This is a genomic window from Pseudomonas sp. SO81 (assembly GCF_030374125.1).
GTDB lineage: Bacteria > Pseudomonadota > Gammaproteobacteria > Pseudomonadales > Pseudomonadaceae > Aquipseudomonas.
Genome location: NZ_CP126126.1, coordinates 826,837 through 841,805, shown reverse-complemented (window position 1 = coordinate 841,805; position 14,969 = coordinate 826,837). Strand labels below are relative to the sequence as shown.

At 66.1% G+C, this 14,969-nt stretch carries 16 protein-coding genes; 5 read left to right on the top strand and 11 right to left on the bottom strand.

All coding sequences use genetic code 11. From position 1 onward, the window contains the following. Positions 1–134 precede the first annotated feature (134 nt). The 5 genes from OH686_RS04010 to OH686_RS03990 form a co-directional block, all read right to left on the bottom strand. On the bottom strand, positions 135–929 hold the full coding sequence (locus OH686_RS04010; protein WP_289536312.1) for an enoyl-CoA hydratase/isomerase family protein: 795 nt from the start codon (positions 927–929) through the stop codon (positions 135–137). 71 nt (positions 930–1,000) lie between these two features. Beyond that, a complete protein-coding gene (gene atuD / locus OH686_RS04005) occupies positions 1,001–2,161 on the bottom strand; it encodes a citronellyl-CoA dehydrogenase (RefSeq protein ID WP_289536310.1) in 1,161 nt (386 codons plus the stop codon). A gap of 19 nt (positions 2,162–2,180) precedes the next feature. Then, positions 2,181–3,797 (bottom strand): geranyl-CoA carboxylase subunit beta, encoded by a 1,617-nt coding sequence (gene atuC, locus OH686_RS04000; protein ID WP_289536307.1) that lies wholly within the window; start codon positions 3,795–3,797, stop codon positions 2,181–2,183. 4 nt (positions 3,798–3,801) lie between these two features. After that, positions 3,802–4,674, bottom strand: a complete 873-nt coding sequence (locus OH686_RS03995) for an SDR family oxidoreductase (RefSeq protein WP_289536305.1) — start codon at positions 4,672–4,674, stop codon at positions 3,802–3,804. 14 nt (positions 4,675–4,688) lie between these two features. After that, positions 4,689–6,476, bottom strand: coding sequence for an acyclic terpene utilization AtuA family protein (locus OH686_RS03990; protein WP_289536303.1), 1,788 nt, complete (start codon positions 6,474–6,476; stop codon positions 4,689–4,691). 178 nt (positions 6,477–6,654) lie between these two features. Here OH686_RS03990 and OH686_RS03985 point away from each other — a divergent pair, with 178 nt between their 5' ends. The 3 genes from OH686_RS03985 (at position 6,655) to OH686_RS03975 (ending at position 9,081) form a co-directional block, all read left to right on the top strand. Continuing rightward, complete coding sequence (locus tag OH686_RS03985; RefSeq protein WP_218569291.1) at positions 6,655–7,278, top strand: TetR/AcrR family transcriptional regulator; 624 nt, start codon at positions 6,655–6,657, stop codon at positions 7,276–7,278. 95 nt (positions 7,279–7,373) lie between these two features. Next, positions 7,374–8,177: a substrate-binding periplasmic protein gene (locus tag OH686_RS03980; protein WP_502942770.1), complete on the top strand. Its 804-nt coding sequence runs from the start codon at positions 7,374–7,376 to the stop codon at positions 8,175–8,177. Between the two features lie 85 nt (positions 8,178–8,262). Continuing rightward, entirely contained in the window at positions 8,263–9,081 is an 819-nt protein-coding gene (locus OH686_RS03975; protein WP_502942769.1) for a transporter substrate-binding domain-containing protein, read from the top strand. Here the strand turns inward: OH686_RS03975 and OH686_RS03970 are convergent. Both OH686_RS03970 and OH686_RS03965 read right to left on the bottom strand, forming a co-directional pair. After that, positions 9,032–9,793: a CPBP family intramembrane glutamic endopeptidase gene (locus tag OH686_RS03970; RefSeq protein ID WP_289536300.1), complete on the bottom strand. Its 762-nt coding sequence runs from the start codon at positions 9,791–9,793 to the stop codon at positions 9,032–9,034. The two genes, OH686_RS03975 and OH686_RS03970, sit on opposite strands and share 50 nt — an antisense overlap. Positions 9,794–9,816: 23 nt before the next feature. Beyond that, positions 9,817–9,984, bottom strand: coding sequence for a DUF2897 family protein (locus tag OH686_RS03965; RefSeq protein WP_137972600.1), 168 nt, complete (start codon positions 9,982–9,984; stop codon positions 9,817–9,819). Between the two features lie 245 nt (positions 9,985–10,229). Between OH686_RS03965 and OH686_RS03960 the strand changes: the two genes are divergently transcribed. Both OH686_RS03960 and OH686_RS03955 read left to right on the top strand, forming a co-directional pair. Further along, positions 10,230–10,424, top strand: a complete 195-nt coding sequence (locus OH686_RS03960; protein ID WP_289536298.1) for a hypothetical protein — start codon at positions 10,230–10,232, stop codon at positions 10,422–10,424. Between the two features lie 128 nt (positions 10,425–10,552). After that, positions 10,553–11,416, top strand: a complete 864-nt coding sequence (locus OH686_RS03955; protein WP_289536297.1) for an alpha/beta fold hydrolase — start codon at positions 10,553–10,555, stop codon at positions 11,414–11,416. Here OH686_RS03955 and OH686_RS03950 read toward each other — a convergent pair. The 4 genes from OH686_RS03950 to OH686_RS03935 all read right to left on the bottom strand — a co-directional run bounded on the left by OH686_RS03950 (position 11,388) and on the right by OH686_RS03935 (position 14,819). Next, positions 11,388–11,762, bottom strand: a complete 375-nt coding sequence (locus OH686_RS03950; RefSeq protein ID WP_289536296.1) for an MAPEG family protein — start codon at positions 11,760–11,762, stop codon at positions 11,388–11,390. The genes OH686_RS03955 and OH686_RS03950 overlap by 29 nt on opposite strands. Positions 11,763–11,873: 111 nt before the next feature. After that, positions 11,874–12,665: an ABC transporter ATP-binding protein gene (locus OH686_RS03945; RefSeq protein ID WP_289536295.1), complete on the bottom strand. Its 792-nt coding sequence runs from the start codon at positions 12,663–12,665 to the stop codon at positions 11,874–11,876. Positions 12,666–12,675: 10 nt separating this feature from the next. Continuing rightward, positions 12,676–13,521: a nitrate ABC transporter permease gene (gene ntrB / locus OH686_RS03940; protein WP_289536294.1), complete on the bottom strand. Its 846-nt coding sequence runs from the start codon at positions 13,519–13,521 to the stop codon at positions 12,676–12,678. Between the two features lie 14 nt (positions 13,522–13,535). Then, the gene (locus OH686_RS03935; RefSeq protein WP_289536292.1) at positions 13,536–14,819 is read right to left on the bottom strand and encodes a CmpA/NrtA family ABC transporter substrate-binding protein; all 1,284 of its coding nucleotides are present in this window, start codon (positions 14,817–14,819) and stop codon (positions 13,536–13,538) included. Positions 14,820–14,969 lie beyond the last annotated feature (150 nt).

Genomic DNA, 14,969 nt, shown 5'->3' with positions numbered 1-14,969 from the left:
CTTCGATTTGTTCCCTCTCCCCTTGGGAGAGGGGCAAGGGGTGAGGGTGTTTCAGGCTGCTCCGAACTGCCTGTGGTTCCCTCACCCCAGCCCTCTCCCGGAGGGAGAGGGCGTAGCCTGTACGTGTCGTCGGCTTACTCCGCCCACTTCGGCTTGCGCTTCTGCACAAAGGCCATGGTGCCTTCCACGCCTTCGCCGCTTACTACCGCATCGGCGAACTGGCCGGCGGCGTGGTCGAGCAGGTTGCCGAGGTTTTCCGTCTCGGTGGCCAGCAGCAGGGCCTTGGTCGCCGCGTTGGCGCTGGGAGCGCACTGGCGCACCTGCTGCAGGCACTCGGCGAGGCGGTCGACCACCGCCTGGTCGTCGGCTTCGCTGAAGTGCACCAGGCCCAGGCGCAAGGCCTCGGCACCGTCGAAGCGGGCAGCGGTGAGGGCCAGGCGGCGGGCCTGGGTCAGGCCGATGCGCTTGACCACGAAGGGCGCGATCTGCGCCGGCAGAATGCCCAGGCTGGTTTCCGGCAGGCCGAACTTGGCCCCCTGGTGGGCGATGGCGATATCGGAGACGCAGGCCAGGCCGAAGCCGCCGCCGAGCACCGCGCCTTCCAGCACGGCGACCAGCACCTGCGGTGCGGCCTGGGCCTCTTCCAGCAGGCTGCCGAAGGCACGGTTCAGCTCGCGATAGGCATCGCCCCCCTTGGCCCTGGCGCCGGCCATGTCCTTGATGTCGCCGCCGGCGCAGAAGTGGCCGTCGGCGCCGCGCAGCACCAGGGCGCGCACGGCCTGGTCGCCACGCACCGCGCGCAGCACGGCGCGCAGTTCCTCGACCATCGCCAGGCTCATGGCGTTGCGGCTCTCTGGGCGGTTAAGGGTGACGTAGAGCACGCCCTCGACCTGTTCCAGCAGCAGGGTTTCGGTATTCGGTAGAGACATCGTCAGCGCTCCGTTGCAGTAGGGCGGGTGCACCCGCGTTGTTATCAGCGCGGGTTTCACCCGCCCTACGGTCAGCCCTTCTTTTTACCGGGCAGAATGCCCATCAGCTTGCAGATGATGCCGAGCATGATTTCGTCGGCGCCGCCGCCGATGGAGACCAGGCGCACATCGCGATACGCACGGGAAACCGGGTTGTCCCACATGAAGCCCATGCCGCCCCAGTACTGCAGGCAGCTGTCGGTGACTTCGCGGCCCAGGCGGCCGGCCTTGAGCTTGGCCATGGAGGCGAGCTTGGTGACGTCCTTGCCTTTCACGTACAGCTCGGTGGCGTGGTAGACGAGGGCGCGCAGGGCCTCGATCTCGCTCTGCAGCTCGGCCATGCGGAAGTGGATGACCTGGTTGTCGATCAGCGGCGTGCCGAAGGTGTGGCGCTGCTTGCAGTACTCGATGGTGGAATCGACGCAGTACTCCAGGCCCTTGATCATGTTGGCCGCGCCGAACATGCGCTCTTCCTGGAACTGCAGCATCTGCATCATGAAGCCCGCGCCTTCCGCGCCGATGCGGTTGCGTTGCGGCACGCGCACGTTGTCGAAGAACACCTGGGCGGTCTCCGAGCTGCGCATGCCGAGCTTGTCCAGGTGCGGACTGAGTGTGATGCCCGGGGTGTTCATCGGCACCACGATCAGCGACTTGTTGACGTGGGGCTTGTCGTCGCTGGTGTTGGCCAGCAGGCAGATAAAGTCGGCGGATGGGGAGTTGGTGATCCACATCTTGCTGCCGTTGATCACGTAGTCGTCGCCGTCCTTGCGCGCGCTGGTCTTCAGGCCGGCCACGTCGGAGCCGGCGCCGACCTCGGAGACGCCGATGCAGCCGACCATGTCGCCGGCGATGGCGGGGCGGAGGAACTCTTCGCGCAGCTCATCGGAACCGAAGCGGGCCAGGGCCGGGGTGCACATGTCGGTCTGCACGCCGATGGCCATGGGAATGCCGCCGCAGTGGATGGTGCCGAACTCTTCGGCGGCGACCACCGAGTAGCTGTAGTCCAGGCCCATGCCGCCGAATTTTTCCGGCTTGGAAATGCCCAGCAGGCCGAGGTCGCCAGCCTTCTTGAAGATCTCGTGCATGGGGAATTTGCCGACCTTCTCCCACTCGTCGACGTGCGGGTTGATCTCGTGCTCGACGAAGTTGCGCACGGTGCGGCGGAGTTCTTCGTGTTCCTGGGTAAAGATCATTGTTGTTATCTCCCTAGAGTTACAGGCGGGCGACGCCGAAAGTGTTGGTCTTGAGCGGGCGGAGGCGGGCCTCCGCGCAGATGTCGAGCAGCAGGCCGAGCAGGGCGCGGGTGTCACGCGGGTCGATCAGGCCGTCGTCCCACAGGCTGGCGGTGCCGTACAGCGCGGTGGACTGGCTGTCGAGCTTCTGCGCGGTGGCCATTTCCAGCATGTCGAGCATCTTCGGATCAGCTTCTTTACCTTCCTTGCGGTGTTTTTCCTCGGTGACGATGCGCAGCACCTTGCCGGCCTGGGCGCCGCCCATCACGGCGGTCTTGCTGTTGGGCCAGGCGAAGATAAAGTGCGGGTCCAGACCTCGACCGCACATGGCGTAGTTGCCGGCGCCGTAGGAGCCGCCGACGACGATGGTCAGCTTGGGCACGGTGGCGTTGGCCACCGCCTGGATCATCTTCGAGCCGTGCTTGATCACGCCGAGCTGCTCGGACTCGGTGCCGACCATGAAGCCGGTGGTGTTGTGGAAGAACAGGATCGGCGTGTCGCTCTGCTCGCACAGCTGGATGAACTGGGCGGCCTTCGCCGCGCCGCGCGGGGTGATCGGGCCGTTGTTGCCGATCAGGCCGCAGGGCTGGCCCTCGATCTGCAGATGGCCGCAGACGGTCTGGCTGTCGAACTCGTTCTTGAAGTCGAGGAACTCGGAGCCGTCGGCGATACGGGCGATGATCTCGCGCACGTCGTAGGGTTTCTTGGCGTCCGCCGGAACCACGCCGAGCAGCTCGTGGGCCGGGTACAGCGGCTCCTTGTAGCTGCGCTGCGGACGCACCGGCAGTTGCGCGTTCCACGGCAGCATGCCGACGATCTCGCGGGCCAGGCGCACGCCGTCGGCGTCGTTCTCGGCCAGGTACTCGGCGGTGCCGGCGACCTGGGCGTGCATCTCCGCGCCACCCAGTTCCTCATCCGTGGCGATCTCGCCGGTGGCGGCCTTGAGCAGGGGCGGGCCGGCGAGGAACATCTTGGCCTTGCCGCGCACCACCACCACATAGTCGGACAGGCCCGGCTGGTAGGCGCCGCCGGCGGTGCTGGAGCCGTGCACCACGGTGATCTGGGGGATGCCGGCAGCGGACAGGCGCGCCTGGTTGGCGAAGGCGCGCGCGCCCTCGACGAAGATGTCGGCGGCGTAGGTCAGGTTGGCGCCGCCGCTCTCGGCCAGGGTGACGATGGGCAGCTTGTTCTCGCTGGCCACCTGCTGCAGGCGCAGGGACTTGCGCAGGCCGGTGGGGGAGATGGTGCCACCCTTGATCGCGCTGTTGTTGGCGATCACCAGGCAGCGCACGCCGGCCACGTAGCCGATGCCGGCGATAATGCCGCCCCCCGCTTGAGTCCCATCCTTGTCGTCGTGCAGCTTGTAGCCGGCCAGGGAGCAGAGTTCGAGGAACGGGCTGCCGGGGTCGAGCAGCAGGTTGAGGCGCTCGCGCGGCAGCAGCTGGCCACGCTTTTCGAACTTGGCCTTGGCCTCGGCCGCCTTGTCGAGGACCTTCTGTTCCACCTCGCGGAAGCTGGCGATGGCGGCCAGCATGGCCTCGCGGTTCTGCGCGAAGCTGTCGCCGTGGACGTCGAGTTCGGATTGGATCACCGGCATCGCATCACTCTCCCTGGTCTTTCAGTACATCGGGCACATAGGCGCGATGGAAGCCGTTGTAGGACTCGCTGTTTTTCGCCTTGCCCAGCGTCCAGGCACGCGTGCCCTGGCTCGCGGCGCCATCGATGCGGATGGTGTTGCCGCTGATGAAGTTGGCGCCGGGGGAGAGCAGGAAGACGATGGCTGCGGCCACCTCCGACTCGGTGCCGATGCGTTGCAGCGGCACGTGGTCCTTGAGGGAGCGGATCATGTTCTTCATCGAGTCGGGGTAGGTATCCATGCCGCTGGAGGCGATCCAGCCCGGCGCCACGGCGTTGACCCGCACGCCGGCGTGGCCCCACTCGTAGGCGGCGGTCTTGGTGAAGTTCTCCATGCCGGCCCGCGCCGCCCCCGAATGGCCCATGCCGGGCATGCCGCCCCACATGTCGGCGAGCATGTTGACGATGCTGCCGCCGGTCTTACTCATGCTCTGGGTGAACACTTCACGGGCGATCAGGAAGCCGCCGACCAGATTGGTGCGCACCACGGTCTCGAAGCCTTTCTGGTTGATCGACACCAGCGGCGCGGGGAACTGACCGCCGGCGTTGTTGACCAGGTGGTGGATCGGGCCGCGCTCGGCGATCACCGCCTTGACCATGGCCTTGACCGCTTCTTCCTCGCGGATATCACACACGGCAAAGCTGGAGCTGCCGCCGTCCTCGGCGATCTCGCCGGCGGTCTTTTCCAGCTTCTCCAGCTTGCGCCCAACCAGCACCACATGGGCGCCGAGGGACGCCAGTTCATGGGCCACGCAGCGGCCGATACCGCTGCCGCCGCCGGTGACCAGGATGGTCTGGCCGGCGAACAGGCTGGCCTTGAAGACTGAGTCGTATGCCATTGTTATTGTCCTTGTTATAGGCTGTCAGCCAGTGCGCGCGGCACCGGAATCGGGAATTCCAGCAACTGCTGGGCGAAGGCCTTGCCCTGCGGGTCGATGCGTAGGCTGGCCACGCCACCGCCGCCCAGGGCGTTCTCCAGCAGGAAGTTGAGGCTGTGGCTGCCCGGTAGGTACCAGCGCTCGACGCGGCCGATCTGCGGGTCGAGCACATGGCTCATCCAGTCCACCACCGCCTCCTTGCCCAGTGCCTCGGCGATCCACGGCAGGTACTCGGGCTTGCGCGCCATCACGCCGATATTGCTGTGGTTGCCCTTGTCGCCGGAGCGGGCCACGGCCAGCTTGATCAGCGGCACGCTGGCGTCGGCCTCGCCGCTGGGCGCGGGTACGTCCGCCTCGACGGCAATGCTGGCCGGGTCGAAGGCGTCGAGCTGGGGCAGGGCGACCGCACTGCGTTCGCCGTTGATTTCCACGGCCAGGGCGCAGGCGCTCTTGTCGACCAGGAAGCTGAACAGGCGAATCACCGGGTACACGGTGGGGCGCCCGCCGACTATGCCGGTCAGGCCCGGCGCCATGCCAGTGGCGGCCTGGGCGATCTCGCGGGAGAACAGGATCAGCGCTTCCTTCTTCGCATGACGCACGCCGAGCTTGATCACCACTTCGCGGGTATCGCGGCGCTGGCCGTGTGGACCGTAAGTGGCCTCGGCGCCCAATAGCTCAATATTCACTTCGCGGTACGGACCCCAGCCGCGCTCAGCGAAGATTTCCTCGGTCTTTTTGATGATCGCCTGGCTGACCCGCTCGGCCTTGGCCACGGCGTCGATGCCGGCGATCAGGCAGCTGGCGGTGCAGCGGAAGCCGTCCGGGTAAGTGGCGCTGACCTTGTACTGGTCGGTCGGTGCCAGGCCGCGGGCGCCTTGCAGCTCGACGCGGTTGGCGCCGACCTGCTTGAGCTCGACCCGGGTGAAGTCGCAGATCACGTCCGGCAGCAGGTAGGCGCGCGGGTCGCCGATCTCGTAGAGCATCTGCTCGCCGACCGAGAGCACGCTGATCAGGCCGCCGGTGCCCTCGGGCTTGGTCACCACGAAGCTGGCATCGTCACGAACTTCGATGACCGGGAAGCCGATGTGTTCGTAGTCCGGTACGTCGCGCCAGTCGGTGAAGTTGCCGCCGGTGCACTGGGCGCCGCATTCGATGATATGGCCGGCGAGGGCGGCCTGGGCCAGCTTGTCGTAGTCGTTCCAGGCCCAGCCGAATTCATGCACCAGGGCGGCACTGACCACCGCGCTGTCGACCACGCGGCCGGTGATGACGATATCGGCGCCGGCCTGCAGCGCGGCGACTATCCCTGGCGCGCCCAGGTAGGCGTTGACCGACACGCACATGGGCGGCAGCGGCGCTCCGCTGAACATCTCGGTGGTGCCGGCCTTGGCCAGCTCGCCGAGCTTGGGCTGCAGGTTGTCGCCATGCAGCACGGCGATCTTCAGCTGCACGCCGGCCTTGTCGCAGGCGGCGGCCAGGGCGGCGGCGCAGGCGGCCGGGTTGACCCCACCGGCATTGCTGATTACGCGGATTTTCTTCTGTGCAATCTCGCCCAGCAGCGGGGCGAGCACTTCGACGAAGTCGGTGGCGTAGCCTTCGTCCGGCTTCTTCATGCGTGCGCCGGCCATGATCGACATGGTGATCTCGGCCAGGTAGTCGAATACCAGGTAATCCAGCTCGGTACCGTGCACCAATTGGGCGGCGGCGGTGGAGGTGTCCCCCCAGAATGCGGAGGCGCAGCCGATGCGGATGGTCTTGCTCATGACGATGCTCTCGCGGCAGCGAAGAAGATGAAACGAACACTACCAAGCAAGCGCTTGGTTGAAAAGTCTTTTGGCAACTTTTATCCGAGCGCTTGCTTGGTCACCTGGCAGGCCCTAAATTCGCCAGCTTGCGTACAATGCGCGACGCAGTGAGTTTCCACGTGGGGATGCAATGAGCCTGGACGAACAAAAAGCCCGAAAAGTGATGCAGGAGCTGGTGGCCCGCGCCGAGCTGACCGACCCGGAAAGCGCCCGCGGCAAGCTGCTGCAGACCGCCGCCCACCTGTTTCGCAGCAAGGGCTACGAGCGCACCACGGTGCGCGATCTGGCGGGGGCCGTGGGCATCCAGTCCGGCAGCATCTTCCACCACTTCAAGAGCAAGGACGAAATCCTCCGCGCGGTGATGGAGGAGACCATCGTCTACAACACCGCGCTGATGCGCGCCGCCCTGGCCGAAGCCTCGGATACGCGGGAGCGGGTGCTGGGCCTGATCCGCTGCGAGCTGCAGTCGATCATGGGCGGTACCGGCGAGGCCATGGGCGTGCTGGTCTACGAATGGCGCTCGCTGTCCGAGGAGAGCCAGGCCTATATCCTCAGCCTGCGCGATACCTACGAGCAGATCTGGCTCGACGTGCTCAGCGATGCCCGCGATGCCGGCTACTTCAATGCCGATCCGTTCGTGCTGCGCCGTTTCCTCACCGGTGCGCTGAGCTGGACCACCACCTGGTTCCGCCCGGACGGCAAGATCACCCTGGACCAGTTAGCCGAAGAAGCGCTGGCCCTGGTCTTCAAGAAAACCTGACTAATAGGCTAAGCTGCTAGCAGCACTGGCTCACGGCCAGTCGCGGCTACAGGGACGAGCCGGACACCTGGCTTTCACCCTCCGAGGTAACCGCGTTGCCCGTGCTTCTCCGCTTGCTGCTGATCACTGTGGTTTTCTGCGCATTCCCGGCAGGCGCCGAGCAGCGCGTGCGTGTCGGTGCCTACCACTTCCCGCCCTATATCGTGAAACCGGAGAGCGCCGCGCCCGAGGGCCTGGTGCCCGAGCTGCTGGCCGCGCTGAACGGCGCGCAGAGCGACTACCGCTTCGACCTAGTGCCGACCTCGGTGACCCGCCGCTACCGTGACTTCACCCACGCGCGCTACGACCTGATCCTGTTCGAGTCGCCGGACTGGGGCTGGCAGGACATTCCCCTGGACAAGCTCGATCTGCAAATCGTCGATGCCGAGGTCTACGTGGCGCGCAACCAGCACGGCCGCGACCAGCGCTTCTTCGACAGCCTGGGCGACAAGCGCATGGCCCTGTACAACGGCTATCACTACGGTTTCGCCGGCTACAACGCCGACCAGGACTACCTGACTCACCAGTTCAATGCGGTGCTCACCTATTCCCACGACAGCAACCTGCTGATGCTGCTGCATGACCGGGTGGATATCAGCGTGGTGACTCGTTCCTACCTGCGCATCTACCAGCGCGAGCATCCGCAGGAAAGGCAGCAGCTGCTGGTGTCCGAACGTACCGATCAGGTCTACCACCACCATGCCCTGTTGCGTCCCCAGGGGCCTATCGATGCGGCGCGCCTAGAAAGCCTACTCGGCCAGCTGCAGCGCAGCGGCAAGCTCGGCGAGCTGCTGCAGCGCTATCACGTGACGGCGGCGACAGAGGCCGGCAGCGAGCGCGCCGACCCGATGCCACGCTGAGCCCGCGGGCCGCGGATCTTTCTCCATTTACGCGGTGGAGGCCCTGGGCTAGTCTTCGCTCAGCTCGGTTGTCTATGAGGTCAATATGTATCGGCGTCGACAGGGATTGCCTGGCGCTTTGCTGGTGTTGGCAGCGTTGTTCAGCACAGGCGTCGGTGCGGCGGACGAGGTATTGATCGCCGCAGTACATTTTCCACCCTACGTGATCAAGCCCGAGTCGAATCCGCACAACGGTCTGCTCGGTGAGCTGGTCGACGCCCTCAATAAAGCTCAGAGCGAGCATCGCTTTGCCCTGCGCGCCACCTCGCTCAATCGCCGCTTCGACGACTTCCGTCAGGCGCGCATCCACGTCGCCATCTTCGAGAACCCCGACTGGAACTGGCAGGGTATCTCCGGCATACGTATCGACCTGGGCCTGGAAGACGCCGAGGTACTGGTGGCTCGTGCCGAGCCGGGGCGTGACCAGCGCTACTTCGACAAGCTGATGGGCAAGCGCATGGCCTTGTTCAACGGCTATCACTATGGCTTCGCCGGCTTCAACAACGATCCCAAGTGGCTGGAGCAGAACTTCAACGCGGTGCTCACCTACTCCCACGAGAGCAACCTCAAGCTGGTGCTGCGCGGGCGTGCCGACGTGGCGCCGATCACCCGCTCCTGGCTCGGGGCGCGCATGCGCGAACAGCCGCAGTTGCAGCAGCAGCTGCTGATCTCGGACTGGGAAGATCAGCGCTACCGCCACTACGCGATCCTCAGCCCGCAGGCGCCGATCAGCGCCGAGGACTTCCGCGCGGCCATGCAACTGCTGCGCGACAGCGGCCAGCTGCAGCGCATCTTCGCGCCCTACGGGATAGACGTCAGACCGAACGTAGCGGGTAACTCAACAACAGCACATGCGACAGATTGACCGCCGCATGCAGCATCACGGCCGACCATAGCCGGCCGCTGTAGTGGAAGACCAGGCCATAACCCAGGCCGGCCACCAGCGCCACCAGGGCGAACAGCGGACTGAACGGCAGGTGCGCGGCGCCGAACAGCAGGGCGGTGGCGATCAGCCCACCGACAGTGTCCAGGCGTGCCACCAGCGCCGGTTGCAGCCAGGCGCGAAACAGCAGTTCCTCCGCCAGCACCGCCACTCCCAGATTCACCGCCAGCCACAGCCAGAGCTGCTGCGGCCATTTCGGCTGCCAGCCGACCAGCCCCAGCGCCAGCGCAGCCAGCGGTACCAATAGCAGCGTGATCAGCCCGGCCAGCGCCGCCAGTCTGGGGTGGATAGTTGGTCGGGACGGCTGGCCCAGCCACCAGGCCAGCAAGGTCAAACCCAGCAGCAGCTTGTCCCAGGACAGGCGCAGAGCATAGGGCGGGGCATCGTCGCTGAGTTGGCGCGGTGGCCACAGTGGTGTCGGCTGGAAGCCGGGCAGCAGGTGGGCGGCCAGGGCGATGCCGCCGAGCAATCCGCCACTCCACCACAGCCAGCGTGGCAGCTGTCGTTCGCCGAACAGCACCCAGGCGATAAAGACGGCGCTCAGCGCCAGGCCCGAAGGCTCGATGAAGCCCAGGGCCAGGCCCATGCCGAGTGCCAGCATGGGCAGGAGCAAACGCAGGTGCAGCGGCGGCATGCAACGTCCTTGTCGGCAGGAAATCAGCGGTCCTGGGCGTCCTTGGCATCCATTTCCGCGTTGCGTTCGTGAATGCGCTTGAGCTGTTCCTCGGTCAGCGGCAGCTTGCGCGCGCTGTCGCGCAGCAACAGCAGACTACCGAGAATAGAGCCGAGGGCCAGGATGATGATCAGCCAGGCGTACCAGGGCATGAGCTTCTCCTTGTGGTTGAAGGCCCCACCATAGCGCCGGCTGTCACACGGCGGCAACCTGGCGCTGCTTGAATGCGGGTCGCACACCGCTGCGCTTGCGGCCCGGAAAGGTGCATGGCAGAGCCGTCGCTGCGTCTAGCAATTCAGCGCGATTGGCTATGGCGGACGAATTCGAACTTTGGCGCGTGAGAGCGACGGGCCTAAGCTCGCCTAGCCTGGCCCATTTCTGAAAGAGGGGAACCACCATGGAAATCATCGTGACCGAGGCCGCCAACCGCGGCTGGATCGTCAAGCTGGGGACGTGCGATGTGCCTTTCCGCTCCCGCGCGGATGCCGGCCTGTTCGTCGAACGGCTGCAGGAGCGCCTGCACGCGCCGCATGATCTGCCGCTTGCGCAGAGTCATACGCCTGTCACACAAGAGGCGCAGCATCGCCCTTAATTCAGGTGCTGCTTCTGACTAACCTCTCCCCGCCGCTATCGAGCGGCTTTTTTTTGCCTGCGATTTGGCTGGTGGAGTTTCTAGAGCAGGTGCTCTAGATTCGCCGCAACACACGCAGGAGAAAAACCATGGTCGATGCCGTGCAGTTCGCCGATGGTAAGTTCCATTGCCCGGTCACCCTCTATTGCGCCGATCCCGCGGCCGCGCACACCCTGGTGGTGCTGCCGGCGCTGGGCGTTACCGCGCGCAAGTACGAGGGCCTGGCCCAGCGCCTGGTGGCGACCGGGTACAACGTGCTGGTGGCCGACTGGCCGGGGCAGGGCGAAAGCCAGCCGCGGCCCAATCGGCGTTTCGACTACGGCTACCGGCAGCTGGTGGAAGAGTTTCTGCCCAAGCTGATCGTTCTGGCCCGGCGCCATTTCCCCCAGGCCGCGCCGGTGCTGCTCGGGCATAGCCTGGGTGGCCATATCGCCACGCTCTACGCCGCGGCCCATCCGGACAGCCCGGTGCCGGTGGTGGGCGTGGCCTGCGGCAACATCCACTATCGCCACTGGAGCGGCTTGGGCAAGCTGCTCACGCCCAGCGTGGCGCTGCTGTTCGGCCTGATCGTCAATGTGCTCGGCTATCTGCCGGGGCGGCGCCTGGGCTTCGGCGGTCACGAGGCGCGCTCGCTGATGCAGGACTGGGGCTGGGTGGCCTTCAGCGGCCACTATCGCCACCTGGGCCTGCCGCTGGCGCCGGCGCCTCGCAGCCGGGTGGCATCGCTGTATATCCAGATGGAGGGCGACCAGTTCGCCCCGCCGGCCTCCACCCTGGGCCTGGCCGAGCTGATCCAGGCGCAGCCGCATATCGAGCAGCTGGCGTCGCCGCGCCCGCCGCAAGAAAACCCGCACAGCGCCTGGCTGAAGGCGCCGCAGAGCGTGGTCGACTGCGTCGACGGCTGGCTGCGGCGCTTGCAGGGCTTCAGTGCGGAATCAGCAGAAGTAGGGTAACGGCCAGCAGCACCAGCATGGTCAGCGCGTGGCTGGCCTGGCGCAGCAGCAGGATGCGGGCGAACAGGCCGGTGCAGTAGAGCAGGCGCAGCATGATGAAGGCGAAGCCGAGGGCGGCGGTCAGCGGCCCGCCGATCTGCCCGGTCGCCTCGCCCAGATAGAGCAGAACGATGAACAGCACTGACTGCTCCAGGCTGTTGCCATGGGCGCGCACGGCCTTGATCAGGTCGGACTTGCCGCCGTCGCCGAAGGCCACCTGATGGCGCATGCGCAGGCGCGAGATATTGAGCGACAGGCCGATCAGCAGCAGTGCCAGGATGGCGGCGATATAGACGCTGTAGAGCATGGTGGTTCCCCTTGTTGTCGTTGTACCGCCAGCCTAGGCCCTGCCGCACCGCTGGAGAAGGGGTAGAAACGACAAAGCCCGACACCGGCCGGGCTCGTCGGGTTGCGCGGCTCAGGCCGCCGGGCGTTGCTGGCGCTGGTAGAGGAATTCCAGCACCGCCGTGCGGTACTCGTGATAGCGGGCGTCGTTGGCCAGGGCCAGGCGATCGCGCGGGCGCTGCAGCTCGACCTGGACGATGTCGCCGATGGTCGCCGCCGGGCCGTTGGTCATCATCACGATGCGATCCGACAGCAGCACCGCCTCGTCCACGTCGTGGGTCACCATCACGACGGTGCTGTGGGTTTGGCCGACGATACGCAGCAGCTCGTCCTGCAGGTGCGCGCGGGTCAGGGCGTCCAGCGCGCCGAAGGGTTCGTCCATCAGCAGCACCTTGGGCTCCATGGCCAGGGCGCGGGCGATGCCGACGCGCTGCTTCATGCCGCCGGAGATCTCGTTGGGGTGCTTGTGGCTGGCATGGTCGAGGCCGACCATGTGCAGCGCCGCGCTGGTGCGTTCCTTGAGCTGAGCCTTGCTCTCCTTGCTACCGAACACCCGCTCCACGGCCAGGTGGACGTTGCCGAAGCAGGTCATCCAGGGCAGCAGGCTGTGGTTCTGGAACACCACGGCGCGCTCCGGGCCGGGGCCGTCGATCTCGCGGCCGTTGCAGATCAACCCGCCCTCGCTGGCCTCCAGCAGGCCGGCGATCAGGTTGAGTACGGTGGACTTGCCGCAGCCGGAGTGGCCGATCAGCGAGACGAATTCGCCCTTGGCGATGCTCAGGTTGACGTCGGCCAGGGCCTGGAAGCGGCCCTTCTTGGTATCGAAGTGTTTGCTGACGCCGGTCAGCTCGACGAACTTGTCCATGGCGGTCTCCTTAGCTCGCATAGTCGAAGCGCTTGGCCAGCACGAGCAGGGCCTGCTCCAGGGCCAGGCCGACCAGGCCGACGATGATGATGGCGATGAGGATGTGTTCGACGTTGAGGTTGTTCCACTCGTCCCACACCCAGAAGCCCAGGCCGGTGCCACCGGTGAGCATCTCCGCGGCGACTATCACCAGCCAGGCCACGCCGATGGCCAGGCGGATGCCGGTCATCAGGTGCGGCAGCACGGCGGGGAACAGGATGCGGGTGAGCACCTTGAACTCCGACAGCTTGAGCACGCGGGCGACGTTCAGGTAGTCCTGCGGCACGCTGGCGACGCCGGCGGCGGTGTTGAGGATGATCGGCCAGATCGAGCTGATGAAGATCACCCAGATCGACGCCGGGCCGGCGGCCTCGAATACCAGCAGACCGATCGGCAGCCAGGCCAGCGGCGACACCGGCCGCAGCAGGCTGATGATCGGCGAGAGCATGCTGGCGAGGAAGGCGAAGCGGCCGATGGCGAAGCCCAGCGGAATGCCGATCAGCGCCGCCAGGCCGAAGCCCAGGCCGACCCGGCCGAGCGAATGCAGGATGTTCCAGCCGATGCCCATGTCGTTGGGACCGTTGTCGTAGAACGGATCGGCGAACAGCTCCAGCGCCGAATACCAGGTCGACAGCGGGCCTGGCAGGCCTTCGCTGCGGGCGGCGATCAGCGCCCACACGCCGATGAACAGGGCGATGCCGAGCAGGGGCGGAATCACCGCCTTGACCAGGCTGGCGAACGCCTCCGCGCCAGGCAAGGCCTGGCGCGGCGCCACGCTGGGCGCGGCTTGTAGCGGTGTTTTCAGTGGCGCGTTCATGGCGACCTCCACACTCAGGCTTTGATGGCGAACGAGGCGGCGTAGGCGGCCGGGTTGCTGCCGTCCCACACCTTGCCGTCGATCAGGGTGCTGCTGCGCAGCGGGCTGCTCGGCACGGCGATGCCCAGGGCTCCGGCGGCCTCGGCGTAGATCTTGGTCTGGTTCACGGCGGCGGCCAGGCCGGCGTAGTCCGGTTCTTCCTTGATCAGGCCCCAGCGCTTGAACTGGGTGAGGAACCACATGGCGTCGGAGTGATAGGGGAAGTTGACGCTGCCGTTCTTGCAGAAGGCCATGGCGTGCGAGTCTTCCCAGCTGTTGCCGAGGCCGTCTTCGTAGTGGCCGAGGAAGCGCTGCTCGATCACTTCGGTCGGCGCGTTGACGTAGGCCTTGCCGGAAATCAGCTTGGCCGTGGACTTCTTGTTCTCGACGCTGGCCTCGATGAAGCGGCTGGCGTCGAGGATGGCCATGACCAGTGCGCGGGCGGTGTTGGGATTCTGCTCGACGAACTCGCGGGAGCAGCCGAGGACCTTCTCCGGATGGTCGGCCCAGATCTTCTGGGTGGTGGTGGCGGTGAAGCCGATCTTGTCGAAGATCGCCCGCGCGCCCCAGGGCTCGCCGACGCAGAAGCCGTCCATGTTGCCGACGCGCATGTTGGCCACCATCTGCGGTGGCGGCACGGTGATGGTCTTGACGTCGGTGAAGGGGTTGATGCCGTGGCTGGCCAGCCAGTAGTACAGCCACATGGCGTGGGTGCCGGTGGGGAAGGTCTGGGCGAAGGTCAGCGGGCTGCCACCCTTCTTGATATGTGCGGCCAGCTGCTCGCCAGTGGTGACGCCGGCTTCCTTGAGCTGCTTGGAGAGGGTGATGGCCTGGCCGTTCTGGTTCAGGCCCATGAGCACCGCCATGTCCTTCTGCGGGCCGGCCAGGCCGAGCTGGGAGCTGTACATCATGCCGTACAGCACGTGGGAGGCATCCAGCTCGCCAGTGTTGAGCTTGTCGCGCACGCCGGCCCAGGAGGCTTCCTTGCTCGGGGTGATGGTCAGGCCGTACTTGGCGGCGAAGCCCTGGGTGGCGGCGACCACCACCGAGGCGCAGTCGGTCAGCGGGATGAAGCCGATCTTCAGCGCGGCTTTTTCCGGTGCATCGGAGCCGGCGGCGTAGGCGGCGCTGCGCAGGAAGCCGGGGGCGGACAGGCCGAGAGCGGCGATACCGCCGACGGTGCCGGCAACGGCGATGGACTGCTTGAGGAAGTTGCGACGGCTGGTATCGACGGGCTTCTTCGAATCACGATCACTCATGGGGTAATTCCTTGCATGGGCAAATAAAAACGGCGTACGCCAGAGCTCCCGATGGGGGAGGGAGCCCTGACGGACGCCGTTGTCCGTGATCCGCGGCTCACCGCCGTTGGTGTGCTGCGCTGGAATCTACGGGGACTTTTGCAAGGGCCT

Coding starts and splice junctions, on each gene's coding strand:
- OH686_RS03950 (WP_289536296.1), bottom strand. CDS start 11,762: ATGCTCTACAGCGTCTATATCGCCGCCATCCTGGCACTGCTGCTGATC.
- OH686_RS03990 (WP_289536303.1), bottom strand. CDS start 6,476: ATGAGCAAGACCATCCGCATCGGCTGCGCCTCCGCATTCTGGGGGGAC.
- OH686_RS03945 (WP_289536295.1), bottom strand. CDS start 12,665: ATGGACAAGTTCGTCGAGCTGACCGGCGTCAGCAAACACTTCGATACC.
- atuC (WP_289536307.1), bottom strand. CDS start 3,797: ATGCCGGTGATCCAATCCGAACTCGACGTCCACGGCGACAGCTTCGCG.
- OH686_RS03935 (WP_289536292.1), bottom strand. CDS start 14,819: ATGAGTGATCGTGATTCGAAGAAGCCCGTCGATACCAGCCGTCGCAAC.
- OH686_RS03970 (WP_289536300.1), bottom strand. CDS start 9,793: ATGCCGCCGCTGCACCTGCGTTTGCTCCTGCCCATGCTGGCACTCGGC.
- OH686_RS03965 (WP_137972600.1), bottom strand. CDS start 9,984: ATGCCCTGGTACGCCTGGCTGATCATCATCCTGGCCCTCGGCTCTATT.
- OH686_RS04010 (WP_289536312.1), bottom strand. CDS start 929: ATGTCTCTACCGAATACCGAAACCCTGCTGCTGGAACAGGTCGAGGGC.
- OH686_RS03975 (WP_502942769.1), top strand. CDS start 8,263: ATGTATCGGCGTCGACAGGGATTGCCTGGCGCTTTGCTGGTGTTGGCA.
- OH686_RS03955 (WP_289536297.1), top strand. CDS start 10,553: ATGGTCGATGCCGTGCAGTTCGCCGATGGTAAGTTCCATTGCCCGGTC.
- atuD (WP_289536310.1), bottom strand. CDS start 2,161: ATGATCTTTACCCAGGAACACGAAGAACTCCGCCGCACCGTGCGCAAC.
- OH686_RS03960 (WP_289536298.1), top strand. CDS start 10,230: ATGGAAATCATCGTGACCGAGGCCGCCAACCGCGGCTGGATCGTCAAG.
- OH686_RS03995 (WP_289536305.1), bottom strand. CDS start 4,674: ATGGCATACGACTCAGTCTTCAAGGCCAGCCTGTTCGCCGGCCAGACC.
- ntrB (WP_289536294.1), bottom strand. CDS start 13,521: ATGAACGCGCCACTGAAAACACCGCTACAAGCCGCGCCCAGCGTGGCG.